Source organism: Cupriavidus sp. 05N38, assembly GCF_056397345.1.
This window is the reverse complement of sequence record NZ_JBFTNF010000072.1, coordinates 1-22,977: the sequence shown is the minus strand read 5'-3', so window position 1 is coordinate 22,977 and position 22,977 is coordinate 1. Positions and strand designations below refer to the sequence as shown.

At 68.7% G+C, this 22,977-nt stretch carries 19 protein-coding genes; 10 read left to right on the top strand and 9 right to left on the bottom strand.

The features are described from left to right. Positions 1 to 41: 41 nt before the first annotated feature. Both AC1DK4_RS34425 and AC1DK4_RS34420 read left to right on the top strand, forming a co-directional pair. On the top strand, positions 42 to 1,595 hold the full coding sequence (locus AC1DK4_RS34425) for a class I adenylate-forming enzyme family protein (protein WP_441622207.1): 1,554 nt from the start codon (positions 42 to 44) through the stop codon (positions 1,593 to 1,595). A 93-nt stretch (positions 1,596 to 1,688) separates the two neighbouring features. After that, positions 1,689 to 2,651 (top strand): Bug family tripartite tricarboxylate transporter substrate binding protein, encoded by a 963-nt coding sequence (locus AC1DK4_RS34420; protein WP_441622209.1) that lies wholly within the window; start codon positions 1,689 to 1,691, stop codon positions 2,649 to 2,651. A gap of 202 nt (positions 2,652 to 2,853) precedes the next feature. Here the strand turns inward: AC1DK4_RS34420 and AC1DK4_RS34415 are convergent, their stop codons facing one another. From AC1DK4_RS34415 to AC1DK4_RS34380, 8 genes are all read right to left on the bottom strand, one after another. Continuing rightward, positions 2,854 to 3,306 (bottom strand): MaoC family dehydratase, encoded by a 453-nt coding sequence (locus AC1DK4_RS34415; RefSeq protein ID WP_441622269.1) that lies wholly within the window; start codon positions 3,304 to 3,306, stop codon positions 2,854 to 2,856. 111 nt (positions 3,307 to 3,417) lie between these two features. Beyond that, positions 3,418 to 4,461: a tripartite tricarboxylate transporter substrate binding protein gene (locus AC1DK4_RS34410; protein WP_441650061.1), complete on the bottom strand. Its 1,044-nt coding sequence runs from the start codon at positions 4,459 to 4,461 to the stop codon at positions 3,418 to 3,420. After that, complete coding sequence (locus tag AC1DK4_RS34405) at positions 4,458 to 5,444, bottom strand: tripartite tricarboxylate transporter substrate binding protein (protein WP_441650062.1); 987 nt, start codon at positions 5,442 to 5,444, stop codon at positions 4,458 to 4,460. The genes AC1DK4_RS34410 and AC1DK4_RS34405 overlap by 4 nt, the downstream gene beginning before the upstream one ends. Positions 5,445 to 5,532: 88 nt before the next feature. After that, positions 5,533 to 6,387 carry an HTD2 family dehydratase gene (locus AC1DK4_RS34400; protein WP_441650063.1) on the bottom strand — a complete coding sequence of 285 codons (855 nt, stop codon included), beginning with the start codon at positions 6,385 to 6,387 and terminating at the stop codon, positions 5,533 to 5,535. Further along, positions 6,384 to 7,259 carry an HpcH/HpaI aldolase/citrate lyase family protein gene (locus AC1DK4_RS34395; protein WP_441650064.1) on the bottom strand — a complete coding sequence of 292 codons (876 nt, stop codon included), beginning with the start codon at positions 7,257 to 7,259 and terminating at the stop codon, positions 6,384 to 6,386. Before AC1DK4_RS34395 ends, AC1DK4_RS34400 begins: the two co-directional genes overlap by 4 nt. Before the next feature lie 15 nt (positions 7,260 to 7,274). Next, positions 7,275 to 8,660 (bottom strand): MmgE/PrpD family protein, encoded by a 1,386-nt coding sequence (locus tag AC1DK4_RS34390; RefSeq protein WP_441650065.1) that lies wholly within the window; start codon positions 8,658 to 8,660, stop codon positions 7,275 to 7,277. 715 nt (positions 8,661 to 9,375) lie between these two features. After that, complete coding sequence (locus tag AC1DK4_RS34385) at positions 9,376 to 10,575, bottom strand: CaiB/BaiF CoA transferase family protein (RefSeq protein ID WP_477116881.1); 1,200 nt, start codon at positions 10,573 to 10,575, stop codon at positions 9,376 to 9,378. An 11-nt stretch (positions 10,576 to 10,586) separates the two neighbouring features. After that, on the bottom strand, positions 10,587 to 11,756 hold the full coding sequence (locus AC1DK4_RS34380; protein WP_441622223.1) for an acyl-CoA dehydrogenase family protein: 1,170 nt from the start codon (positions 11,754 to 11,756) through the stop codon (positions 10,587 to 10,589). Between the two features lie 512 nt (positions 11,757 to 12,268). Here AC1DK4_RS34380 and AC1DK4_RS34375 point away from each other — a divergent pair. The 3 genes from AC1DK4_RS34375 to AC1DK4_RS34365 all read left to right on the top strand — a co-directional run bounded on the left by AC1DK4_RS34375 (position 12,269) and on the right by AC1DK4_RS34365 (position 16,151). Next, positions 12,269 to 13,240 (top strand): tripartite tricarboxylate transporter substrate-binding protein, encoded by a 972-nt coding sequence (locus tag AC1DK4_RS34375; protein ID WP_441650076.1) that lies wholly within the window; start codon positions 12,269 to 12,271, stop codon positions 13,238 to 13,240. Positions 13,241 to 13,377: 137 nt separating this feature from the next. Beyond that, positions 13,378 to 14,814, top strand: coding sequence for a TldD/PmbA family protein (locus tag AC1DK4_RS34370; protein WP_441650077.1), 1,437 nt, complete (start codon positions 13,378 to 13,380; stop codon positions 14,812 to 14,814). Beyond that, positions 14,814 to 16,151 carry a metallopeptidase TldD-related protein gene (locus tag AC1DK4_RS34365; RefSeq protein ID WP_477132070.1) on the top strand — a complete coding sequence of 446 codons (1,338 nt, stop codon included), beginning with the start codon at positions 14,814 to 14,816 and terminating at the stop codon, positions 16,149 to 16,151. The genes AC1DK4_RS34370 and AC1DK4_RS34365 overlap by 1 nt, the downstream gene beginning before the upstream one ends. An 80-nt stretch (positions 16,152 to 16,231) precedes the next feature. Here AC1DK4_RS34365 and AC1DK4_RS34360 read toward each other — a convergent pair whose 3' ends face one another. Next, a complete protein-coding gene (locus tag AC1DK4_RS34360; RefSeq protein ID WP_441622227.1) occupies positions 16,232 to 17,134 on the bottom strand; it encodes a LysR family transcriptional regulator in 903 nt (300 codons plus the stop codon). A gap of 200 nt (positions 17,135 to 17,334) precedes the next feature. Between AC1DK4_RS34360 and AC1DK4_RS34355 the strand changes: the two genes are divergently transcribed. The 5 genes from AC1DK4_RS34355 (at position 17,335) to AC1DK4_RS34335 (ending at position 22,544) form a co-directional block, all read left to right on the top strand. Further along, the gene (locus AC1DK4_RS34355) at positions 17,335 to 18,294 is read left to right on the top strand and encodes a Bug family tripartite tricarboxylate transporter substrate binding protein (RefSeq protein ID WP_441622275.1); all 960 of its coding nucleotides are present in this window, start codon (positions 17,335 to 17,337) and stop codon (positions 18,292 to 18,294) included. 122 nt (positions 18,295 to 18,416) lie between these two features. After that, complete coding sequence (locus AC1DK4_RS34350) at positions 18,417 to 19,418, top strand: tripartite tricarboxylate transporter substrate binding protein (RefSeq protein ID WP_441650068.1); 1,002 nt, start codon at positions 18,417 to 18,419, stop codon at positions 19,416 to 19,418. Positions 19,419 to 19,478: 60 nt separating this feature from the next. Beyond that, on the top strand, positions 19,479 to 20,393 hold the full coding sequence (locus AC1DK4_RS34345; protein ID WP_477132069.1) for an SDR family NAD(P)-dependent oxidoreductase: 915 nt from the start codon (positions 19,479 to 19,481) through the stop codon (positions 20,391 to 20,393). A 4-nt stretch (positions 20,394 to 20,397) separates the two neighbouring features. After that, on the top strand, positions 20,398 to 21,273 hold the full coding sequence (locus AC1DK4_RS34340; protein WP_441650069.1) for a MaoC/PaaZ C-terminal domain-containing protein: 876 nt from the start codon (positions 20,398 to 20,400) through the stop codon (positions 21,271 to 21,273). Positions 21,274 to 21,308: 35 nt separating this feature from the next. Next, positions 21,309 to 22,544: a CaiB/BaiF CoA transferase family protein gene (locus AC1DK4_RS34335; protein WP_477132073.1), complete on the top strand. Its 1,236-nt coding sequence runs from the start codon at positions 21,309 to 21,311 to the stop codon at positions 22,542 to 22,544. Positions 22,545 to 22,977 lie beyond the last annotated feature (433 nt).

Below are 22,977 nucleotides of genomic sequence, written 5' to 3'. Positions count from 1 at the left end.
TTCCCTTTCGTCAGCTTCATCCGCATTACATCGCCCGCATCATGTCTTCCTTCCGCCCCGAGTTCATCCACGACATCCCGAAACACTGGGCCGAGCGCTCGCCTGATTCGCCCTGCCTGTACGAGAGCGACGGGATCCTGAGCTATGGCGCGCTGTGGCAGCGCATCGCCACCGCGCGCGACTGGCTGGCCGCGCAGGGCGTGGGCCAGGGCGACCGCGTGATGGTGGTGGGCGAGAACTGCACCGAGATGGTGGTGATGCTGTTTGCCTGCAGCGCGCTGCACGCGTGGCCGATCCAGGTCAACGCGCGGCTTTCCCCGCGCGAGATCGACGGCATCCGTGACCATGCCGAGCCGCTGCTGACCTTCTTCACCAACCACGTGTCCGACGTAGCAGCCGCGCACGCCGCACGGCTCGGCGCGCAGCCCTCGGACTGCGCCGCGCTCGATCCGCGCTTCGCCGTGCTGCGCGCCGCGCGGGCGCCGCAGCGCGTGGATGCCGCACAGGCGCGCGACATCGCCACGCTGATCTACACTTCCGGCACCACCGGCGCCCCCAAGGGCGTGATGGTGCCGCATGCCGGCCTCACCATCTTCGCGCGCATCTCGGCGACCTCGCGCGACCTGGGCCCGGACGATATCGCCTATGGCGCGCTGCCGCTGTCGCACATCTTCGGCATTGCCACGGTGCTGATGGCCACGCTCTACGCCGGCGCCAGCCTGGTGATGCGCCCGCGCTTCGACGCGGCCGACGTGTTCACGGCGCTGGAGTCGCCCGGCCTCACCATGCTGCAGGGCGTGCCGACCATGTTCACGCGCATCATGGCGCTGGCGCGCGAGTCGTCGGCCAGGACCGGCAAGAACGGCGCCACCGCGTTCCCGCGCCTGCGCTACCTCTATACCGGCGGTGCGCCGCTGGACCCCACCCTCAAGAGCGACACCGAGGCGTGGTTCGGCCAGCCGCTGCACCACGGCTACGGCATCACCGAGTACGCCGGCTCCTTGTTCATCACGCGCAAGGATGCACCGCGCACCGACTGCTCGGCCGGCTATATCGTCGAGGGCGTGGAGATCGCCATCACCAGCGAGCAGGGCCAGCCGATGCCCCCCGGCGAGCGTGGCCAGATCCGCGTGCGCGGTCCCGGCGTGATGCGCGGCTACTTCCGCAACGAAGAACAGACCGCGGAGGCGCTGTTGCCGGGCGGCTGGCTCAATACCGGCGATCTTGGCTTCCTCGCTCCGGATGGCGCGCTGTTCATCGTCGGCCGTTCGAAGGACCTGATCATCCGCTCGGGCTTCAATGTGTATCCGATCGAGGTGGAGTCCGTCATCAATGCCTTCCCCGGCGTGCGCCAGTCCGCCGTGGTCGGGCGCCAGGCGGCCGACGGCAACGAAGACGTGGTGGCCTTCATCGAAACCCAGCCCGGTGCCCGCATCGACATGCCCGCGCTGGAAGCCTACCTGCGCGAAAGCCTGGCGCCGTACAAGCGCCCCGCGCAGATCCGCGTGATCGAAACCATCCCCACCACCGCCAGCGGCAAGTTGCTCAAGCAGCCGCTGCGCGCGCTGGTGGATGGCAGCGCCGCGGCTGCCTGACGCCCGGCAGCGCTTCGCCACGGGTCGAAGCGCACGTGTACCGGAGCGCGCATGGCGCGGCCCGGCGACAAACACAATAAGGAGGAGATGCAAATGAAACGATGGATGATGGCCGGCCTGCTGCTGGCCGCGGTGCAAGGCGCCGCATGGGCCGACGCCTACCCGGCGCGCCCGGTGAAGCTGATCGTGGGCTACGCGCCTGGCGGCCCGGTCGATACCGCTGCGCGCATCTATGCCGATTACCTGGGCCGCGCGCTCAAGCAGCCGGTGGTGGTGGACAACCGCGCCGGCGCCAGCGGCGCCATCGCCGCCGACCTGACGGCCCGGGCGGCGCCGGACGGCTATACGCTGTACTTCGTGGCCAGCCCCACCATGACCATGACGCCGCTGATCCAGAAGTCGGTGAACTTCAACCCGACCAAGGACTTCAGCTACATCGGCCTGATCACCGACTACACGAACGTCCTGCTGATCAACAAGGAATTCCCCGCCAAGGACGTGGGCGAGCTGGTGGACTATGCGCGCAAGCACCCGGACGGTGTCAGCTTCGGCTCGGCCGGCGTGGGCGCGTCCAATCACCTGTCGGCCGAGCTGCTGGCGCAGATGGGCGGCGTAAAGATGCTGCACGTGCCGTACAAGGGCAATTCGCCGGCCATGGCCGACGTGGTCGGTGGCAAGGTGACCTTCATGTTCGACATCACCGGCACCGCCATCGGTCACATCCAGGGCGGCAAGGTGCGCGCGCTGGCGGTGACGTCCAAGGGCCGCAACGCCGCGCTGCCCAATGTGCCAACCATGATCGAGTCCGGCATGAAGAACTACGATCTCACCGGCTGGTACGCGCTGGTGGGCCCGCAGAAGCTGCCCGCCGACGTGGTGGACAAGCTGGTCAAGGCGCAGAAGGCGATCGGTGACGATCGTGCGTTCCAGCAGCGCATGACGCAGGGCGGATACGACCTGAACATCACCGGTCCCAAGCCGCTGGCCGACCGCATCCAGAAGGAACTGGCCTTGTGGGGCGGCGTGGTCAAGACGGCGAAGATCCAGGTGGAATGACGATGCGCTGAGTGCGCAGGCTTCGCAGGTAGAAATCGCGGCTCGCACGGGCCGCGATTTTTTTTTGCCGACAAGGCCCGTATTGGAGAAGGGGAGAAAGGGGGACGGGACGAAGGGGCGAGGGTGGCGAACCTTGGCTCCCCGCTCCCGCAAGCGGGAGAAGGGAACAAGCATGTGGGCGGCTACCCGCCACCCGGCACGATCAACCCGCCGGCGCCCGCTTGCGCAACAGATAGCGCTGCGTGCCGTCCAGCACCAGCACGCCATGCTGGTTGTGCACGGTGGAGCGCAGCGTCAGCACGCCGGTGCTCCGGTTGGGAGCCAGCTCGGCGACCTCCAGCGTGCTGTACAAGGTATCCCCCACGAAGACGGGATGCAGGAAGCGGCTGCTCTGGTCGATGAAGCCCTTGAGCGACTCCTCCACCATATGCGGAAACAAGCCGGCGCCGGCCGCCGTCTGGATCAGCACCTGGTAGCCGTGCGCCAGCATGTGCGGCATGCCGTGCGCGCGGCAGTACTCGGCATCGTAGTGCACCGGGTGGTTGTCTCCGCTGGCGAGCTGGAAGGCTGCGAAGAGGGCCTCGGTCATGGTGCGCGAAGGCAGCACGAAGCGTTCGCCGGGGACGAAGTCCTCGAAGTAGCGCTGTTCGCACATGCGGTGGCTGCGCGGATCGAATGGCGTGTCGGTGGTGATGCTGGTGCTGCTGGTGCTGCCGGTGCCTTTGGCAGCGGCATCGGCGCGCGCGCCGGGATTCATGGACATGGTTCAGGGTTCCTGGATATGGGCGGCTTGTGCCACCTTGCGCCATTTGGCGAGTTCCGTTTCGAGGTGCCCGGCGAGCGCTTGCGGGCTGGGGTCGGCTTCAAGCAGCAGGCCCATCTCGTAGGCGCGCTGGCGCAGTTGCGGGTCGGCCAGCGCCGCGCGCAGCGCGCGGTTGAGTTGTTCCACCCGCGCCGGCGGCGTGCCGGCGGGGACGAAGGCGCCATTCCATGTGTAGGCCTCGTAGCCGGGCACGGCTTCGGCCACGGCCGGAACGCCCGGGGTCTGGGGCAGGCGTGCCTTCATGGTGGTGGCGATCAGCCGCACCGTGCCGGCCTTGGCCTGGGCGAGGCCGGTAGGGGCGCTGTCGATCATGTAGCCGATCTGGCCGCCGATCAGGTCGGTCATGGCCGGGCCCGTGCCCCGATAGGGCACGTGGGTGGTTTGCAGGCCGGCCATCTGGTCCAGCAGCACGGACGCAAGGTGGGGCGCGCTGCCATTGCCGGCCGAGCCGTAGTTCACCATGCCGGGATGCTGCTTCACGTAGGCGACGAATTCCGCCAGGTTGCGCGCCGGGAATGCCTGCGTGACCAGCAGCACCAGGGGCGCCCTCGCGGCCAGTCCCACCGGCGTGAAGTCCCGCGTGGTGCGGTACGGCAGGTGCGGCACGATGCTGTCGTTGACGGCGTGCGCCACCGTGGTCAGCAGCACCGTGTAGCCATCCGGCCTGGCCTTCGCCACATAGTCCGTGCCTACCACGGTGCCCGCGCCGGTACGATTTTCCACCACCATCGGCTTGCCGAGCTTCTGCCCCCAATGCTCGGCGAGCACGCGGGCGAAGGCGTCGGTGGGACCGCCCGCGGCATAGGGCACGACCAGGCGCAACGGCTGGGTCGGGAAGTCTTGCTGCCCCCAGGCGGTGCCGGCCGGCGCCAGGCCAAGCGCCGGCGCTGCCAGCGCGCAGAGCGCGGCGAGGCATTTGCGGCGCAGTGGCCGGGCTGTCGCAGTCGCTGCGCAACGAGGTTGTGTCGGGTGTCTGCGCATAGTCATTCTGCCTTGATGCCAAGTCGCTCGACCAGCGCCTTTTCCTGCGCGATCTGCTGCATGGCAAAGCGTGTGTAGCCGGCACTGTCCAGGTACATCAGGTCCTGGTCCTGCTGCTTGAGCGCGGCGAGGTGCAGCGGGTCTTCGGCCGCGCGGCGCAGCGCGTCCTGCAGGATGCGCACCACCTGAGGGTCCATTCCCTTCGGGCCGGCCACGCCATAGGGCGAGTTGGAGACCATGTCGTAGCCGAGCTCGCGCAGCGTGGGCGCGTCCGGCCAGCGTGGCGAGCGTTGCGCGGTCCACAGGTTGAGCCAGCGCAGCTTGCCGGCATCGACCAGGGTGCCGGCGGCACTGCCTGCCGCGCAGAGCTGTACATGGTTCCCCATGAGTGAGTTGAGGCAGTCGGCATCGCCCTTGAACGGCACGTGGTTGACCGTGAGGTTCTCCCTGGTCGTCAGCTCGATCATGGTGATGTGCGGCGAGCTGAACTGGCCGGGCGAGCCGTAGCTGACGTTGCCCGGGCGGGCCCGCGCGGCAGCAAGGAAATCAGGCCAGCTCTTCCATGGCGAGTCGGCACGCACCACCACGCCGAAGGTGTAGCCGGTGATGCGGGACAGGTAGGTGAAATCGCGCGCCGGATCGAAGGCGGTCTTCTGGATGAAGGGCTGGCGGAACACCGTCACCGGCATCATCGACAAGGTGTAGCCATCCGGCCTGGCCTGGCGCAGCGCGAGCGCGCCCATGGTGCCGGCCCCGCCGGGCTTGTTTTCCACCACCACGCTCTGGCCCAGCGATTTCTGCAGCGCCGCGGCGAACCGGCGCACCACCACGTCGGTGGTGCCGCCCGGCGCGTAGGGCACGATCAGGGTGACCGGGCGGGTGGGGTAGCCGGGACTCTGCTGCGCCTGCGCGGCGGTGACCCCGCACAGGGCAACGATGGCGTGAACGGCGGCGCAGGCGATGCGCCGGCCGCTGCGGAATGCGTGCATGGGAAGTCTCCTTTGTTGTTTTCCCCGCCAGCTCCCGTTGTTGTTTTCTGCGTGGGTACCGGCGTCCTGCCTGTACAGCACGTGTCCGTCAGTTCTCCACCACGGCCCACGCCTCCATCGACTGGCCGCCGGCATCGTCGCCAGTCCAGAGCACGATCTTGCCCGGCGTGGCCGCATCGGGCACGCCGCCCACCGTCACGGTGTCGTGGTCGAACAGCGGCGCCAGCCCGCGGAAGCCGAAGCGGCGCACCCTGTCCGCCGGCATTTCGCGCGCCACCAGGTCGAGCGCGAGCACGGCCTGCAGCGGGCCGTGCACCACCAGGCCGGGATAGCCTTCCACGTCGCGCACGTAGTCGTGGTCGTAGTGGATGCGATGGCCGTTGAAGGTGAGCGCCGAGAAGCGGAACAGCATGACCGGATCTGCGTGCAGCTGGCGCTGCCACTTTGCCTGGTGCGCGAGGCGCGGTCGCGGCGGCAGCGGCTCGCCGGGCTCGGGCATGGCGCGATAGACCAGGTCGTGGCGCTCGTTCAGCGCGACTTCGCCGTCGACGCTCAGCACGTGCTCCACGGTGACGAACCACAGCTCGCCGCTGCGGCCCGTCTTGTATTCCACGTTGCGCACGGTGGAGGTGCGCGTGACGGTATCGCCCACGCGTAGCGGGCGCTTGAACTCGAGTTCGCCGCCGGCCCACATGCGGCGCGGCAGCGGCATCGGCGGCATGAAGCCGCCGAGCGCGGGATGGCCATCCTGGCCCAGCTCGCGCTGCGGCGCGCGCGGCAGGAAATACAGCCAGTGCCACAGGGGCGGCAGCGGGCCGCGCACGAGCGCGTCGCCGTCCAGGTCGAGGGTGGCGGCGAGCCCGGTCACGGGTTCGGGAGCAAGGGTCTCGGTGCGGCTTTCACTGCGGCCGATCCAGGTACGCAGGTGTTCGAGCTGGGTCATGACGGGTTGGCTTGCTGGGCTTCGGGGTGGCCGGCGAGCGCGAGGATGCGCCGGGCTTGTTCGATAACGGGGCGGTCGACCATCTTGCCGTCGACCTGCACGGCATGGCTGCCGCCGGCGGTGGCGGCCAGCACGCGCTGCGCCCAGTCGAGCTGTTGCGCGGTGGGCAGGAAGCCCGTGCGCACGGCGGCGAGCTGGGCCGGGTGGATGCACAGCTTGGCGGCAAAGCCCAGCGCGCGCGCGTGGGCCACGTCGTCGGCCAGCACGGCTTCGTCCTTGAGCGCGGTGGTGACGCCGTCCACGGGCGGCGGCAGGCCGGCCACGCGCGAGGCCAGCACGATGCGCGAGCGCGCCATCAGCAGCGCCTCGCGGGTGTGGGCGCAGCCCAGGTCCACGGCGAAATCGAGCGAGCCGAAGGCCAGGCGCGACACGCCCGGCGCGCTGGCCACCGCATCGATGTCATGCAGGCCGCGCGCGCTTTCGATGATCGCCACCACGCGGCCCTGCGGATTGACCTGGGCCAGCGCCTGGGCGATCTCGCCGAGCGCGACCGCGTCCTCGGCCTTGGGCACCAGCAGGCCGGCCAGCGGCGCGTCGGGCGGCAGCGCGCGCAGCCAGTCCATGTCGGCCGCGAAGGCCGGCGAACTGGTGTCGTTGATGCGCACATAAGCCTGCGACTGCGCGCCGCGCGCGAGCAGCCAGGCGGCGATGGCGGTGCGCGCGGCGGGCTTGGCGTCCGGGTGCACGGCATCCTCGAGATCGAGGATCAGCGCATCGGGCGCGGCCGCCGCGGCCTTGTCGAAGCGTTCGGGCCGGTCGCCCGGCACGAACAGGTAGGTGATGGCGGTGGAAGCGTTGGATGCAGTGGACATGATGGCTCTCGAACGTTAGCGCGCGCCGGGCAGCCAGTCGTTGACGTTGGCCTGTTTCTCCAGCGCCCATACGCGGGCGATGATGGCGCGCATCTCGGCTTCGCTGCCGCCGTGGCGGAAGGCGCCCAGCTGCACCGCCTTGGCTTCCAGTTCCGGACGCGACAGCGTGTTGCCGGGGTCTCCCTTGGGCACGTCCACGCGCGCGCCCAGCGTGCGGCCGTCGGTGGTCCTGACGGTGACGCGGCCGATCCACTGGCGCGGATAGGCGGCGTTGATCTCGTCGTCGAGTTCCATCTCCACCTTGTCGCGGAAGGCCGCCACCTGCGCATCCTGCAGCGCATGGTCCTCGAACTCGCCGAGGCCGGCGTGCGCGTGCACCGCGACCAGCCCAAGCACCGTGCCCATCGAGAACTTGGCCTGGTGGATGGTCCTGGGATCGGTGACCGGGCCGAGCACGTCGATCGCGCCCTGGTGCACATGCGCGGTCACGGCGGCGATCTGGTCCGCGCGGACCTGGTCGCGCAGCATCAGCGCCTTGAGCGCGTCGGCCGCCGGGTGCGTGTGGCGGCACGAGGCGAAGAACTTGAACGAGGTCTCGGCGGTGGCCCAGCGCGTGCCCAGGCCATCGGTGAGCGCCGCCGGGTTGGCATCGCTCGACATGCCCGCCGCCATGCCCTGCGCGCCTTCCAGGATGCGCTTCGCGCCGGTGAAGCCAGCGCGCGCGATCCAGGCCGACATCAGCCCGTCCGCCGCGGCCTTGGCCGTGTGCAACTGCTTGGAATCCGCCGCGTCGCGCAGGAATTCCCACAGGCCGGCGGCTTGCGTGCCGGCCGAACCCAGTGCCTGGTTGATGCCTTCGGCGTCCATGCCGTAGAGCTTGGCCACCGCCGCGGCCGCCGCCAGCGTGCCCACCGTGCCGGTGGTATGGAACACGCGGTAGTGCGAGCGGCCCATGAATTCGCCAATGCGGATGCCGGCCTCGTAGCCGGCGATGGACGCCAGCAGCACGTCCGCGCCGCTCTTGCCCTCCGCCTGCGCGGCGGCGATCACCGCCGGGAACACCACCGCGGCCGGGTGCAGCACGGAGCCGTTATGCACGTCGTCCTGCTCCACCACGTGCGAAGACGCGCCGTTGATCAGCGCGGCAAAGTACGGCGAGGTGCGGCGGCGGTCCACGAAGACCTCGGACGGGCCCTGCTGCGGGCCCATCGCCGCGACGAACTCCTGCAGCTTGCGCACCGCGGGCGCATCCTTGCCGGCGATCGCAGAGGCGATCCAGTCGAGGAAGAGGTCCTTGGTCTTTTCCACGACCTCCGCCGGCACGTCGGCCAGGGTGAAGCGGGCCAGGAAGTCGCAGAGCTGGCGGGTCGGATAATTGTTCGTGTCGGATTGCTGGGTCATCTTCTTGCTCTGGTTCGTTTGTCCTGCAGTTCCTCGCTTGGGGCTCGCAGCTTCTGGTGGAGGCTGGTGCTTCAAAGTCAAGGGCTTCAAATTCAAAGTCAACTTCAAAGTCAAAGGCTTTCGCTCCCCCGGAGCGACCTGCCTTCTTTTTTCCGAAAAGAAAGTAGGCAAAGAAAGCGGACTGCCTGGCCGGCAGGGGCAGAGCCGAACAGGGTTGCGGAGGCTGTCGGTTTCGTCGTGGGGTTCGTGGTTGTGCTGGAATTCTGCCGTTTCCGGCTCGGGCGGCCACGACATAGGACCCTCGTGTTTTCGTGGTGGGCGGCTGGTGTCTGCGGTACTCTCACACGGGAGCCACCGCACCCACCACGAAACCAGTGCCGCCTCTATGACGTGTCCATTCGCGCCGGTCGCGGCAGCAGCTTGAATCACCCGGGCCACCGCCATCATGCAGCGGCGCCGCGAATCGGACACCTCCAGTGGTGTCGCCATGGTCCGCGCCGGTAGCGTCAGCAGCCTGATCGAAGCCAACGCCCCCACCACGAAACCACCATCAAAGCTGAAGTCTGAGCGCCCAGCCTTCTGCAAGAATCGCTTTCTTTTGGTTACTTTTCTTTTCGAGAAAAGAAAAGTGACACTTACATGTGTGCGAACGGGCTACCAAGCCCAAGCCGCCAGGCCCACAGTCGCAAGCAGACTTCCACGCGCATACCCAAATTCAAACCACCTTCCGCTCCCTCAATTCAGCAATCCTCCCCTCCGAATACCCCAGCTCAGAAAGAATATCTCCACTATGCGCGCCAAGCGCCGGCACATCCCCCATCACCGGCTCCACGCCAGACAGGTTGGCCGGCGGCAACAACGCCCCGATCATCCCGCCCGGGCTGCTCACTTCCCGCCAGCGTCCGCGCGCGGCGAGCTGCGGATGATTCCAGACGGCCTCGATATCGTTCATCGGCGCGTTGGCGATCTGCGCCTGGTCGAGCAGCGCTTCCACCTGCGTCACCGTCATCGGCGCGAAGCGGGTCTCGATCAGCGCGGTCAGCTCGGCCCGGTTCTTCACGCGCCCCGAGTTGGAGGAGAAGCGCGCGTCCTTGAGCAGTTCGGGCTGGCCCAGCACCTTTTCGCAGAAGGCCTGCCATTCGCGTTCGTTCTGCAGGCCGAAGATCACGCTGCCGCCGTCGCCGGTGCGATGCACGCCGTAGGGCGCGATGGCCGGATGCGAGGCACCGAAGCGGGCCGGCGCCTTGCCGCCGTAGTGGCCGAAGTACAGCGCGTAGTTCATCCACTCGGTCAGCGCTTCGAGCATGGTGACCTCCACGCGCAGGCCGGTGCCGGTGCACCCGCGCTGCAGCAGCGCGGAGAGGATGCCGGTGTAGGCGTACATGCCGGCCGCGATGTCGGCGATGGAGATGCCGGCGCGCGAGGGTTCGTCGGCGCTGCCGGTGATGCCGATCAGGCCGGCCGCGGCCTGGATCAGCAGGTCGTAGGCTTTCTTGTCGCGGTAGGGGCCGGCATCGCCGTAGCCGGAGATGTCGCACACGATCAGCTTGTCGTAGCGGGCATGCAGCGTATCGAAATCCAGCCCCATGCGCGCGGCGGCGCCGGGGGCGAGATTCTGCACCAGCACGTCGGCGTCGGCCAGCAAGCGGTGCAGCACGGTCTGCGCTTCCTCGTCCTTGAGATCGAGCGTGAGGCTTTCCTTGCCGCGGTTGAGCCAGACGAAGTGCGAGGCCTGGCCGTTGACGGTCTCGTCGTAGCCGCGCGCGAAATCGCCCACGCCGGGGCGCTCCACCTTGATCACGCGTGCGCCGAGATCGGCCAGCTGGCGCGTGGCGAAGGGCGCGGCCACGGCGTGCTCGAGCGAGACCACGCGGATGCCGTCGAGCGGGCGGATGCCCGGGTGCGATGCGAACATGTGCGCGGCCCTCAGAACGAACGCGGCAGCTCGAGCACGTGCTCGGCCACATAGGACAGGATCAGGTTGGTCGAGATCGGCGCGACCTGGTACAGGCGGGTTTCGCGGAACTTGCGCTCGATGTCGTACTCGGCGGCAAAGCCGAAGCCGCCGTGGGTCTGCAGGCAGACGTTGGCCGCTTCCCAGGAGGCATCGGCGGCCAGCAGCTTGGAGATATTGGCTTCCTTGCCGCAGGCCTTGCCGGCGTCGAACAGGGCAGCTGCCTTGTAGCGCATCAGGCTGGCGGCCTCCACGTTGACGTAGGCGCGCGCGATCGGGAACTGCACGCCCTGGTTCTGGCCGATCGGGCGGTCGAACACGATGCGGTCGCGCGCATAGTTGCTGGCGCGCTCGATGAACCAGTAGCCGTCGCCGATGCACTCGGCGGCGATCAGGATGCGCTCGGCGTTGAGGCCGTCGAGGATGTACTTGAGCCCCTTGCCTTCCTCGCCGATCAGGTTCTCGGCCGGGATCTCCAGGTTGTCGAAGAACAGCTCGTTGGTCTCGTGGTTGACCATATTGCGGATGGGGCGCACGGTCAGCCCCTTGCCGATGGCTTCACGCAGGTCCACCACGAACACCGACAGGCCCTCGGACTTGCGCTTGACCTGGTCCAGCGGCGTGGTGCGCGCCAGCAGCAGCATCAGGTCGGAGTGCTGCACGCGCGAGATCCACACCTTCTGGCCGTTGATGACGTAGCGGTCGCCCTTCTTCTCGGCGGTGGTCTTGAGCTTGGTGGTGTCGGTGCCGGTGGTCGGCTCGGTCACGGCCATCGACTGCATGCGCAGCTCGCCCGAGGCGATGCCGGGCAGCCAGCGCTGCTTCTGCGCTTCCGAGCCGTGGCGCAAGAGGCAGCCCATCACGTACATCTGGCCGTGGCAGGCGCCGGAATTGCCGCCATTGCGGTTGATTTCCTCCATGATCACGGAGGCCGCGGTCAGCGGCAGGCCGGAGCCGCCGAATTCCTCGGGAATCAGGGCCGACAGCCAGCCGGCCTTGGTCAGCGCCTGCACGAATTCTTCCGGGAAGGCGTTCTGTTCTTCCACGCGCTGCCAGTAGGCGGAATCGAAACCCGTGCATAGCGCACGCACGGCTTCACGGATATCGGGATACGGCTGGTCGTGCGTCTGCTCTGCGAACATGAAAAAGGCCCCGTTATTGGATTTAGCTTGCGGCCATTATTCCCGAGCCCCTCCCGCGCCGAAATTCGGATTTGCGAAAGAGCGGCTTAGCGCCCCCGGAAGCGCGCCCGGCGGGGAGCGCGCAAAGCGGTGCGGCATCGGCGCGGGACCGGACCGGGGCGGCGACCGGGACTGGAGAGGCGCCGGCACCACCCCTCGCGGCGCGCTTGCTGCCACATCCAGAGACTCCGGCTCCCTTCCGGGCGGCCTTGCCCACCCTTAGGGAAATCCGTATTGCCGTTGCGCCGCTTTGCCGCCACGCTTGCTGCACAAACAAGAAAGGCCGGCGCGGCCGTCCCCGGACCGGCGCGGCGAAGGACGACCAGTCCGCGAACGCGCCGGAAGGACCGGCCGGATACCTCAACACGATGGAGGCAGAGACAATGGCAAGCTACAAGGCGCAGGGGTCGCGACAAAGGCAGCAGACCGGCGGCAGGCAAGCAAGGACAGCCGGGCAGGCGCCCTGGCGCTGGATGGCGCTCGCCGCGCTGGGCACGGCGGCGGCACTGGCGCTGCCGTCCGGAGCGCGCGCCGCCGACGCCTATCCCGCCAGGCCGGTCACGATGGTGGTACCGTTCGCCGCGGGCGGCCCGACCGACGTGGTGGCGCGCACGCTGGCGGCGGCGATGTCGAAGAACCTGGGCCAGAGCGTGGTGGTGGAAAACCGGCTCGGCGCCGGTGGCACCGTCTCCGCCGCCTACGTGGCCAAGGCCGCGCCGGACGGCTACACCATCCTGATCCATCACAACGGCATGGCCACCGCGCCGGCGCTATACAGCAAGCTGTCCTACAAGCCGCTGACGGATTTCAGTTTCGTCGGGCAGGTGGCCGACGTACCGATGACCCTGCTGGGCCGCCACGACCTGCCGCCCAAGACCATGCCTGATCTGGTGGCCTACATCCGCCAGAACCAGGGCAAGCTCAACCTGGCCAATGCCGGCCTGGGCGCGGTCTCGCAGTTGTGCGGGATGCTGTTCCAGAAGGCCATCGGCGTGGACCTGACCGCCATTCCCTGCCAGGGCACGGCACCCGCGATGACGGCCTTGCTGGGCGGCCAGGTCGACATCCTGTGCGACCAGACTACCCAGACCCTGCCGCATATCAAGGCCGACAAGGTCAAGCTCTACGGCGTGACCACCACCCAGCGCATCAAGTCGCTGCCGGGCGCGCCCACGCTCGCCGAAGGCGGACTCAAGGGCTTCGAGGTCAAGGTCTGGCACGGCGTCTACGCGCCACGCGGCACGCCGCCGGCCGTGATCGACCGGCTCAACGTGGCGCTGCGCGCCGGTCTCAGGGACCCCGCGGTGGCCGCCCGCCTGGCTGATCTGGGCGCGGAGATCGTGCCCGAGGACAAGCAGACGCCGGAAGGCCTGCGCACCTGGCTGCAGGCCGAGATCGAGAAATGGTCGCCGATCATCAAGGCGGCGGGCGTGCAGGCGGACTGAACCTGGCGGCGGCGGGCGTGGCGGCGCGGTAAGATCCGCTGCGGGGCGGCGAGGCTGGTGGCAAGGCAGGGTGCGTATTGCGCGCGCATTGCCGGCACCGCTTGCCGCCTGTTCCCGCAATCGTTCTCCAGGAGCCCATCGTGTTCGAACGCGTCAGGCAGGATTTCGCCGGCCTTGCCACCCGCGCCGAGTTTCACTCGCTGCGCCTGATCCGGGAGAGCGGCGAGGTTTGCACGCTGCGGCGCGGCGTGGCCGAGCCGCCTTCGCTGACGCGCGACGTGGGCGCGATGCTGACGGTGCGCCTGGGCGGCGTGGAGGCGTATGCCGCCACCAGCGATATCAGCGCTGCCGGCCTGCAGCGGGCGCTCGACAGCGCGGGCGAGCTGGCGCAGCGCATCGCCGCGCACGGGCTGGTGGACATGCGCGGCCTGCCGGCGCCGCAAGGCAGCGCGCGCTACGCGTCGCCGGGCGCGGACGGCGCCTTTCCCGGCCTGGCCGAACGCTTCGCGCTGCTGGCCGAGGTGAGTGCCGGCGTGCCCGCGGACGCGCGCATCGTCAACCACGTGGCCTACCTCTCGCACCAGTTCCAGGAGCAGCTCTATCTGAACAGCGCCGGTGCCGAGCAATGGCAGGCACAGCGCTTCGTCTATCCCGGCATCAGCGTAACCGCCTTCGACGGCAGCGACAGCCAGACGCGCACCTTCGGCGGCTTCGGCAGCGGCCAGCAGGGCGGCTTCGAGGTGGTCGGGCGGCTCGGCTTTGCCGGTGCCGCGCCACGCGTGGCGGACGAGGCCCTGCAGTTGCTGCTGGCGCCCAATGCCCCCACCGGTCTCACCGACCTGCTGCTGATGCCTGACCAGATGATGCTGCAGATCCACGAATCGGTCGGCCACCCGCTGGAGCTGGACCGCATTCTCGGTGACGAGCGCAACTACGCCGGCACCAGCTTTATCAGGCTGGAGGACTTCGGCCATTACCAGTACGGCTCGCCGCTGCTCAACATCAGCTTCGATCCGGGCATTCCGGAGGAGCTGGGCAGCTACGGGCACGACGACGACGGCCAGCCGGCAAGCAAGGCTTTCCTGATTCGCGACGGCATCCTGCAGCGCCCGCTGGGCGGCGCGCTCTCGCAGTTCCGCAGCGGCCTGCCGGGCGTGGCCAACAGCCGCGCCAGCGGCTGGAACCGCCCGCCCATCGACCGCATGGCCAATCTCAACCTCGAACCCGGCGACCGTACGCTGGCCCAGCTGGTGGGCGGCATCGAGCGCGGCGTGCTGATGGCCACCAACCGCTCCTGGTCCATCGACGACGCGCGCAACAAGTTCCAGTTCGGTTGCGAGTGGGGCCGCCTGATCGAGGACGGCGAGCTCAGGGGCGTGGTCAAGAATCCCAACTACCGCGGCGTCTCGGCCAATTTCTGGCGCAGCCTCGCCGCGGTCGGCGATGCCGGCACCTTCGAGGTCCACGGCACGCCATATTGCGGCAAGGGCGAGCCCAACCAGATCGTGCGAGTGGGGCATGCCTCGCCGGCCTGCGTGTTCCGGCAGGTCGAAGTCTTCGGGGGAGCCGCGTGATGAGAGAGGTGCAATCCCCGCAATCCATGTTCGCGGCGCTGGCCGACGACATGCGCGCCGCGCTGGCGCCGGGCGAGGCGTTCACGCTGTGGTACAGCGCGGAGTCCTCGGAATTCATCCGCTTCAACCGGGCAAAGGTGCGCCAGGCCGGGCGCGTGACGCAGGCCACCGCGTGCCTGCGGCTGATCCGCGACGAGCGCCACGCCAAGAGCTGGATCGCGCTATCCGGCGATCCGGCGGCCGACCGCGCGCGCCTGGCCGAGGGCCTGCGCCAGTTGCGCGAAGCGCTCGCCCAGTTGCAGCCCGATCCCTACCTGACGCTGGAGCGCGAGCCCTGGCAGCGCAGCTTCGCCGACGAGGCCGCGCCGCCGGACACGGGCCATGTGCTGGCCCGGATCGACGAGGCGGCGCGCGGGCTGGACCTGGTCGGCATCTACGCCGCCGGTCCCCTCTACCGCGGCTTCGCCAGCAGCTTCGGCGCCTTCGGCTGGCACGCCGCGCAGGCCTTTCACTTCGACTGGAGCCTGTTCCACGCCAACGGCCAGGCGGTCAAGGCCGACTATGCCGGCAACCGCTGGGACGACGATGAATTCGCCGGCCGCTTCGCCGCGGCGCGCGCCCAGCTGGAGCACCTCGGCAAGCCGGCACGCACGCTTGCCCCTGGCGACTACCGCGCTTACCTGGCGCCCGCGGCGCTGGACGAAGTGCTGGGCATGCTGAGCTGGGGCGGTTTTTCCGCGCGCTCGCTGGCGCAGAAAGAAAGCCCGTTGCAGCGCCTCTACGACGGGGCGGCGCAGCTGAGCGGGATGGTCGACATGGACGAGCGCGCCAGCGGCGCGCTGGCCCCGGCCTTCGGCCCCGAGGGCATTCCGCGCAGCGACGCCGCGCTGGTGCGCGCCGGCCTGCCGGGGGCGCGGCTGGTCTACCCGCGCAGTGCGCGCGAGTACGGCCTGGAGGTCAATTGCGCGGATGCCGGCGAGGCGCCGCATGCGCTCGCGCTCGGGGCCGGCACGCTGGCGCAGGCCGATGCGCTGGCCGCGCTCGGCACCGGGCTCTATATCGGCAATCTCTGGTATCTCAACTGGTCAGACGCGCCGGCCGGGCGCATGACCGGCATGACCCGCTTCGCCACCTTTTGGGTGGAAGACGGCCGCATCCAGGCGCCGCTGGGCACGATGCGCTTCGACGACAGCATCTACGGATTCCTGGGGGACCATCTCGAAGCGCTCACCCGCGAGCGCCAGTTGCGCGTGTCGAGCGGCACGTATGGCGAGCGGCAGACCGATTCGAGTCTGTTGCCGGGGGCGCTGACGGGAAGGCTGAGGCTGACGCTCTGATGACGGGGGCTTGAGGCCTGCTGCGCGGGCGGCCGCGCGCCTCGTGAACGCGGCGCCGGAACGACCGGGGGCGCGATCCCTTACACCGGCTCCTGCGCCGCGTCCTTCAGATACTGCACCAGGGTCTCGGCGAACTGCGGCAGCTCGCGCCCGGGGCGGCGCACCAGCCGCAGGTCGCGCTTGGCCCATTCATCCTCCAGCGGGATAAAGCGCAGCACCTTGCGGCTGGCATAGCGCCGCGCGCAGCTGTTGGGCACGATGGCGATGCCCGCGCCGGCTTCCACCATGCGGCACACCGCGTCGAAACTGCCGAGCTGGATGCGCAGGCTGATGCGCTTGCCCATGCCACTGGCGATGCGGTCCAGGAAGGACTGGATGGCGCTGAACTGGTTGAGCCCGACGAAGCGGCAGGTATCGAGCAGGTCGGCGAAACGCAGGCGGGTGAACTGCGGCAGCGGGTGATTGACCGGCGCGATCACGATCAGCTCGTCGCTGCACAACTGCATCACTTCCAGGTCGTTGGTGGCGACTTCGCCGGCCACGATGCCGAGATCGGCCGCGCCCGCGCCGATCGAGGAGACGATGGCTTGCGAGAGCTGTTCTTCGAGCTCGATATCCACGTCCGGGTTCTCCGCCAGGAAGCGCGACAGCGCCGTGGCCAGGAAGGAGTTGGTGGCGGTGGTGTTGGCCAGCAGTCGCACGCGGCCCTTGACCCCCTTGGCGTAGGGGCGCAGGTCCGCGTGCAGGCATTCGAGCTCGCGGAACACCTCGCGCGCGTGAGACAGCAGCGCGTCGCCGGCCGGGGTCAGGCGCACGCCCTTGACCTGGCGGATCAGCAACTGGGTCTGGAAGGCTTCTTCGAGCTGCTTGATGCGCGTGCTGGCGGCGGGCAGCGAGAGAAAGCTGCGCTCGGCGGCGCGGGTCAGATTCTCGGTTTCGCCGACGTTGAGGAAGAGGCGCAGGTCGGTCAGGTCGTAATGCATTGTGTTTTGCTGGGCCAAAGGCCTCTTTTGTGAATCGTGAATAGCCATGTCTCCGCCGTCAATTTATCGTATTCGGCGTGGCAATAGAACCAAAATGGCCGGATCGCCCGTATTGCGCGGGCGGTTACCGGATAGTCCCGCGCGCCGCCGCGGGGCCACCCAGGAGGAGACATATGGATACCTTGCGCTACAGCGCCCGCATGCTGGCGGCCACGGCCACCGTACTTGGCTTCGCGGCGGGCCCGGCGGCCAGCGCCTTTGCCGCCTACCCCGACAAGCCGGTGCGCCTGATCGTGCCCGCGGCGGCGGGCGGCACGACCGATATCGCTTCGCGCCTGGTGGGCAAGCGGCTGGGCGAAGTGCTCGGCCAGCCGGTGGTGGTGGATAACCGCGCCGGCGGCGCCGGCATCATCGGCGTGCAGGCGCTGCGCCAGTCCGCCCCCGACGGCTACACGCTGATGATGGGCAATATCGGGCCCAATGCCATCAACTACGGCCTGTACCGGCAACTTCCCTACCGTGCCGAGGATTTCGCGCCGGTGACCATGGTGGTGTCGGTGCCCAATGTGCTGGTGGTCAACGCCAAGGTGCCGGCGCGCTCGGTGGCCGAGCTGGTGGCGCTGGCCAAGGCGGAGCCGGGCAAGCTGTCCTTTGCCTCGTCGGGCACCGGGCAGTCGGTGCACCTGTCGGGCGAGCTGTTCAAGAAGCGCACTGGCATCGACATTATCCACGTGCCGTACAAGGGTGCCGCCCCCGCCGTGGCCGACCTGGTCGCCGGGCAGGTGACCATGATGGTGGACAACCTGCCCAGCTCGCTGCCGCAGATCCAGTCCGGCAAGCTGCGCGCGCTGGCCGTGACCAGCGCCACGCGCGTGGCCGAGCTGCCCGACGTGCCCACCATGAAGGAAGCCGGGCTCGACGATTTCCAGGTCACCGCATGGTTCGGCCTGGTGGCGCCGGCCGGCACGCCGCCGGCGGTGGTGTCGCGCCTGCAGAAGACGGTGGCCGCCATCCTGGCCGAGCCCGAGATCAAGACACGCCTGGCCGAACTCGGCGGCGTGCCGGGCGGCGACACGCCCGAGCACTTCGGCAATTTCATCAATGCGGAGCGCCAGCGCTGGGCAAAGGTGGTCAAGGACACCGGCATCCCCCTGCAGTGAGGCGCGCAATGCCGTGCGTTCGCACGGGCAGGCAGGCGCAGGACAGAAGCACGCGGAACCGCACGGAACCACACGGAACCACACAGAACCCGCCAGAACAAGGCAGATCCAGGAGACAAGGCATGGAAGCACTACCGGCACGCCCCCGCAGATCGTGGCTCCTTGCCGCGCTGGCCGCGCCGCTGACGGCAGGCCTGCTGTGCGCCAGCGCAGCGGCGCTGGCCGATACCTGGCCCAGCAAGCCGATCCAGTTGCTGATCCCTTACCCGCCGGGCGGCAGCGCCGACCTGCTGGCGCGCCCGGTGGCGGCCAAGCTGCAGGAGCGGCTGGGCCAGCCGGTGGTGCTCGACTACCGGCCCGGCGCGGGCGGCACCATCGCCACCCAGCAACTGGCGCGCGCCAAGCCCGACGGCAACACGCTGATCGTGGTGCTGGCCGCGCATGCCATCAATGCCAGCCTCTACCCCAAGCTGCCGTACGACACCCGCAAGGATTTCGCGCCGGTCTCGCTGGTGGCCAACCTGCCGCTGATCCTGGCCGGCAGCCCGTCGCTGAAGGCGAAGACGGTGCCCGAGCTGATCGCGCAGGCCAGGGCCGAGCCCGGCAAGCTGACCTTTGCCTCGGCCGGCAACGGCAATACCGGTCACCTGGCCGGCGAACTGTTCGACAGCCAGGCCGGCGTGAAGATGACCCATGTGCCGTACAAGGGCAGCGCCCAGGTCGTCAACGCCATGTTGGCCGGCGAGGTGATGCTGACCTTCGACAGCATTTCCACCTCGATGCCGCATATCCGCAGCGGCCGGCTGCACGCGCTGGCCGTGACCAGCGGCAAGCGCGCCACGCTGGCGCCGGAGGTACCCACGCTGAACGAAGCCGGCGTGCCCGGCTTCGACATCAACGGCTGGTACGCGGTACTGGCGCCGGCCGGCACGCCGCCGGCCATCGTCGATCGCCTCAGCAAGGAAATCGCCTCGGTGCTGACCCAGCCCGACCTGCGCGCCAATCTCGCCGCCAACGGCTACGAGCCGGTGGGCTCCACGCCCGCCGCGCTGGGTGCGCATATCGATGCGGAGATCACGCGCTGGAGCAAGGTAGTGAAGGAATCCGGCGCGCGGCTCGAGTGAGGGCGCGCGCCCGCGAATTTTCGAATGATCGTATGTAACGTGTAGACAGGAGTAGAAAGCATGAGTGGATTGATGGCAGGCAAGGTAGCGCTGGTGACCGGCGCGGGTGGCGGCATCGGGCGCGGCGTCGCGCTGGAACTGGCCAAGGCGGGCGCGAAGGTGGTGGTCAACGACATCGGCGTGTCGCTTACCGGCGAAGGCGGCGACGCCGGCCCCGCGCAGCGCGTGGTCGACGAGATCCGCGCGGCCGGCGGCACCGCCGTGGCCAATACCGACAGCGTGTCGAGCTGGCAGGGCGCCAACGCCATCGTGCAATGCGCACTGGACAGCTTCGGCCGCATCGATGCCGTGGTCAACAACGCCGGCAACCTGCGCGACCGCATGTTCTTCAAGATGAACGAGGAAGAATGGCGCTCGGTGATCGACGTGCACCTCAACGGCACCTTCTTCGTCAGCCGCGCCGCCGCCAATCACTTCAAGGACCAGGAAAGCGGTGCCTATGTCCACATGACCTCCACCTCGGGGCTGATCGGCAACCTCGGCCAGGCCAACTACTCGGCGGCCAAGCTCGGCATCGCCGCGCTGTCCAAGTCGATCGCGCTGGACATGGCGCGCTTCAATGTGCGCTCGAACTGCATCGCGCCGTTCGCGTGGAGCCGCATGACCAGCTCGATCCCGTCCGAGACGCCGGAAGAAAAGGCGCGCGTGGCCAAGCTGCAGAAGATGGAGGCCAACAAGGTCGCGCCGATGGCGGCCTTCCTCGCCAGCGATGCCGCGCATGAAGTCAACGCGCAGATCTTCGCCGTGCGCGCCAACGAGATCATCCTGATGAGCCAGCCGCGTCCGGTGCGCTCGGTGCACATGAGCGAGGGCTGGACCCCGGAATCGATCGCCGAGATCGCCATCCCCGCCATGCGCGGCAGCTTCTTCAAGCTCGAACGCTCGCCCGACGTGATCAACTGGGACCCGATCTGAAGCCATGCCGCTCGACTACAACCGCATCAAGCATTGGGACTTCCCGGAGGTCGTGCAGACCTACGGCGAGAAGGACTCCATCCTGTACGCGCTGGGCCTCGGCCTGGGCGAACAGCCGACCGATCCGCGCCAGCTGCGCTACGTCTACGAGGCGCAGCTCAAGGCTTTCCCGACGCAGGCCGTGGTGCTGGCCTACCCCGGCTTCTGGATGCAGGACCCGAAGAGCGGCATCGACTGGGTGCGCATCGTGCACGGCGAGCAGCGCCTGCGCCTGCATCGTCCGCTGCCGCCTTCGGGCACGGTGCGGGCGCGTGCCCGCGTCAGCCACGTGATCGACAAGGGCGCCGACAAGGGCGCGCTGGTGATCGTGGAGCGCACGCTGGTCGATGACGCCAGCGGCGCGGAGCTGGCCACGGTCACGCACACCACCTTCTGCCGCGCCGACGGCGGCTTCGGCCAGGGCGATGCCGCGCCCGAGGCGCTGCCGGCCGCGCCGGCGCGCGCGCCCGACGCGGTGCACAGCCTGGCGATCCTGCCGCAGGCGGCCCTGCTGTACCGCCTCAACGCAGACCCCAACCCGCTGCATGCAGATCCCCAAGTGGCGCGCGCGGCCGGCTTCGACAAGCCGATCCTGCATGGACTGTGCACGTACGGCGTGGCCGCCCGCGCGCTGGTGGACACCTTCGCCGGCGGCGACGGCGACCGCCTGCTCGAACTCGGCGTGCGTTTCTCGCGCCCGGTCTTCCCCGGCGAGACGCTGGAGGTGCGCATGTGGCGCGACGGCGAGCGCGATGGCGCGCACCGCGTGCTGTTCGACGCGCGCATCCAGGCGCGCGACGTCACCGTGCTCAGCCATGGCGTAGCGGAGGTCCGCGCATGAGCACGACCCCGATGAAGGACGCGATGAACGACGCAATGAAAGGCGCAATGAAAAGCGCGCTCGACGGCGTGCGCGTGCTGGACCTGTCCCGCATCCTGGCCGGGCCGTGGTGCGCGCAGAACCTGGCCGACCTCGGTGCCGAGGTGATCAAGGTGGAGCGCCCCGGTGTGGGCGACGACACCCGCTCCTGGGGCCCGCCCTGGCTGCCCGATGGCGACGGCAAGCCCTCGCGCGACGCTACCTATTACGCCGGCGCGAACCGCGGCAAGCGCTCGGTCACGCTCGATATCGCCAGCCCAGAAGGGCAGGCCATCGTGCGCGAACTGGCCGCCAAGTCGCATATCGTGCTCGAGAACTACAAGGTCGGCGACCTCAAGCGCTACGGCCTGGACTACGAGAGCCTCAAGGCGATCAACCCGGCGCTGGTCTACTGCTCCATCACCGGCTATGGCCAGGAAGGCCCGAGCGCGCACAAGCCCGGCTACGACTTCATCTTCCAGGGCATCGGCGGCCTGATGAGCATCACCGGCGAGCGCGACGACCTGCCCGGCGGCGGTCCGCAGAAGGTCGGTGTGGCGGTGGTGGACATGTTCACCGGCATGTACGCCACCGTGGCGGTTCTGGCCGCACTGCGCCACGCCGAGCGTACCGGCGAAGGCCAGCGCATCGACATGGCGCTGCTCGACGCCGTGGTGGCGGTGGGCGCCACGCCCATCATCTCCCAGCGCGTCACCGGCAAGGTGCCGGGCCGCTTCGGCAATGCGCACGCCAACATGGTGCCGTACCACGTGTTCGCCACCGCCGACGGCTACATGATCGTGGCAGCCGGCAATGACGGCCAGTGGCAGGGATACTGCCGCGGCGTGGCGCGCCCGGACCTGGCACAGGACGAACGCTTCGTCACGGGGCCGGGGCGCATCGTCAACCGCGCCGTGCTGGTGCCCCTGCTCGAAGCGCATATGCGCACGCGCGGCACCGCGCACTGGGTGGAAGCGCTGGAGCGCGAAGGCATTCCGTGCGGCCCCATCAACGACTACGCCCAGGTGCTGGAAGACCCGCAGGTCAGGTACCGCGAACTGCAGGTCGACATGGTGCGCAGCGATGGCGGCGTATGTCCCACGGTGAAAAGCCCGCTGCGGCTGTCGGCCACGCCGGTGCGCTACGACGCGGCTGCGCCGCGGCTGGGCGAGCATACGGATAGTGTGCTTGGCGATATTTTGGGGATGTCGGCGGAGCGGATCGAGGGGTTGYGGGGGAAGGGGGTGATATGAGGGGGAAATGGCTTTGAGGTTTTAACTTAAAAGTCAAAGGCCTTTTTAAAGTCAACTTCAACTTTAAAGTCAACTTCGACTTCAAATTCGACGTCAAAATCAAGGGGCAGAAACATTGGGGTTGCTGGTTGTCGGTGGTTTCGTCGTGGGGACCGTGGTTCTGCTGGCATCCTGCCGTTACCGGTGCGGGCGGCCACGATCTTGCTAGCGGTGTTGGTTTCGGGGTCAGACCTATGATGGCGAGCACACTGCCTGTCCGGCCATCTGCCGTTACCGGCTTAAGCGACCACGACATAGCACCCTCTTGGTTTCGTGGTGGGCGTGGTGGACCGGGGCGCGGGTGTCGGCGGGTACTCCCGCGCGGGAGCCACCGCGCCCGGTGGACCGGGGCGCGGGTGTCGGCGGGTACTCCCGCGCGGGAGCCACCGCGCCC

Bases quoted from the DNA above. Each gene is read 5' to 3' on its own strand.
- AC1DK4_RS34425 (WP_441622207.1), top strand. From the start codon at position 42: ATGTCTTCCTTCCGCCCCGAGTTCATCCACGACATCCCGAAACACTGG.
- AC1DK4_RS34420 (WP_441622209.1), top strand. From the start codon at position 1,689: ATGAAACGATGGATGATGGCCGGCCTGCTGCTGGCCGCGGTGCAAGGC.
- AC1DK4_RS34415 (WP_441622269.1), bottom strand. From the start codon at position 3,306: ATGTGCGAACAGCGCTACTTCGAGGACTTCGTCCCCGGCGAACGCTTC.
- AC1DK4_RS34410 (WP_441650061.1), bottom strand. From the start codon at position 4,461: ATGACTATGCGCAGACACCCGACACAACCTCGTTGCGCAGCGACTGCG.
- AC1DK4_RS34405 (WP_441650062.1), bottom strand. From the start codon at position 5,444: ATGCACGCATTCCGCAGCGGCCGGCGCATCGCCTGCGCCGCCGTTCAC.
- AC1DK4_RS34400 (WP_441650063.1), bottom strand. From the start codon at position 6,387: ATGACCCAGCTCGAACACCTGCGTACCTGGATCGGCCGCAGTGAAAGC.
- AC1DK4_RS34395 (WP_441650064.1), bottom strand. From the start codon at position 7,259: ATGTCCACTGCATCCAACGCTTCCACCGCCATCACCTACCTGTTCGTG.
- AC1DK4_RS34390 (WP_441650065.1), bottom strand. From the start codon at position 8,660: ATGACCCAGCAATCCGACACGAACAATTATCCGACCCGCCAGCTCTGC.
- AC1DK4_RS34385 (WP_477116881.1), bottom strand. From the start codon at position 10,575: ATGTTCGCATCGCACCCGGGCATCCGCCCGCTCGACGGCATCCGCGTG.
- AC1DK4_RS34380 (WP_441622223.1), bottom strand. From the start codon at position 11,756: ATGTTCGCAGAGCAGACGCACGACCAGCCGTATCCCGATATCCGTGAA.
- AC1DK4_RS34375 (WP_441650076.1), top strand. From the start codon at position 12,269: ATGGCGCTCGCCGCGCTGGGCACGGCGGCGGCACTGGCGCTGCCGTCC.
- AC1DK4_RS34365 (WP_477132070.1), top strand. From the start codon at position 14,814: ATGAGAGAGGTGCAATCCCCGCAATCCATGTTCGCGGCGCTGGCCGAC.
- AC1DK4_RS34360 (WP_441622227.1), bottom strand. From the start codon at position 17,134: ATGCATTACGACCTGACCGACCTGCGCCTCTTCCTCAACGTCGGCGAA.
- AC1DK4_RS34355 (WP_441622275.1), top strand. From the start codon at position 17,335: ATGCTGGCGGCCACGGCCACCGTACTTGGCTTCGCGGCGGGCCCGGCG.
- AC1DK4_RS34350 (WP_441650068.1), top strand. From the start codon at position 18,417: ATGGAAGCACTACCGGCACGCCCCCGCAGATCGTGGCTCCTTGCCGCG.
- AC1DK4_RS34345 (WP_477132069.1), top strand. From the start codon at position 19,479: ATGAGTGGATTGATGGCAGGCAAGGTAGCGCTGGTGACCGGCGCGGGT.
- AC1DK4_RS34340 (WP_441650069.1), top strand. From the start codon at position 20,398: ATGCCGCTCGACTACAACCGCATCAAGCATTGGGACTTCCCGGAGGTC.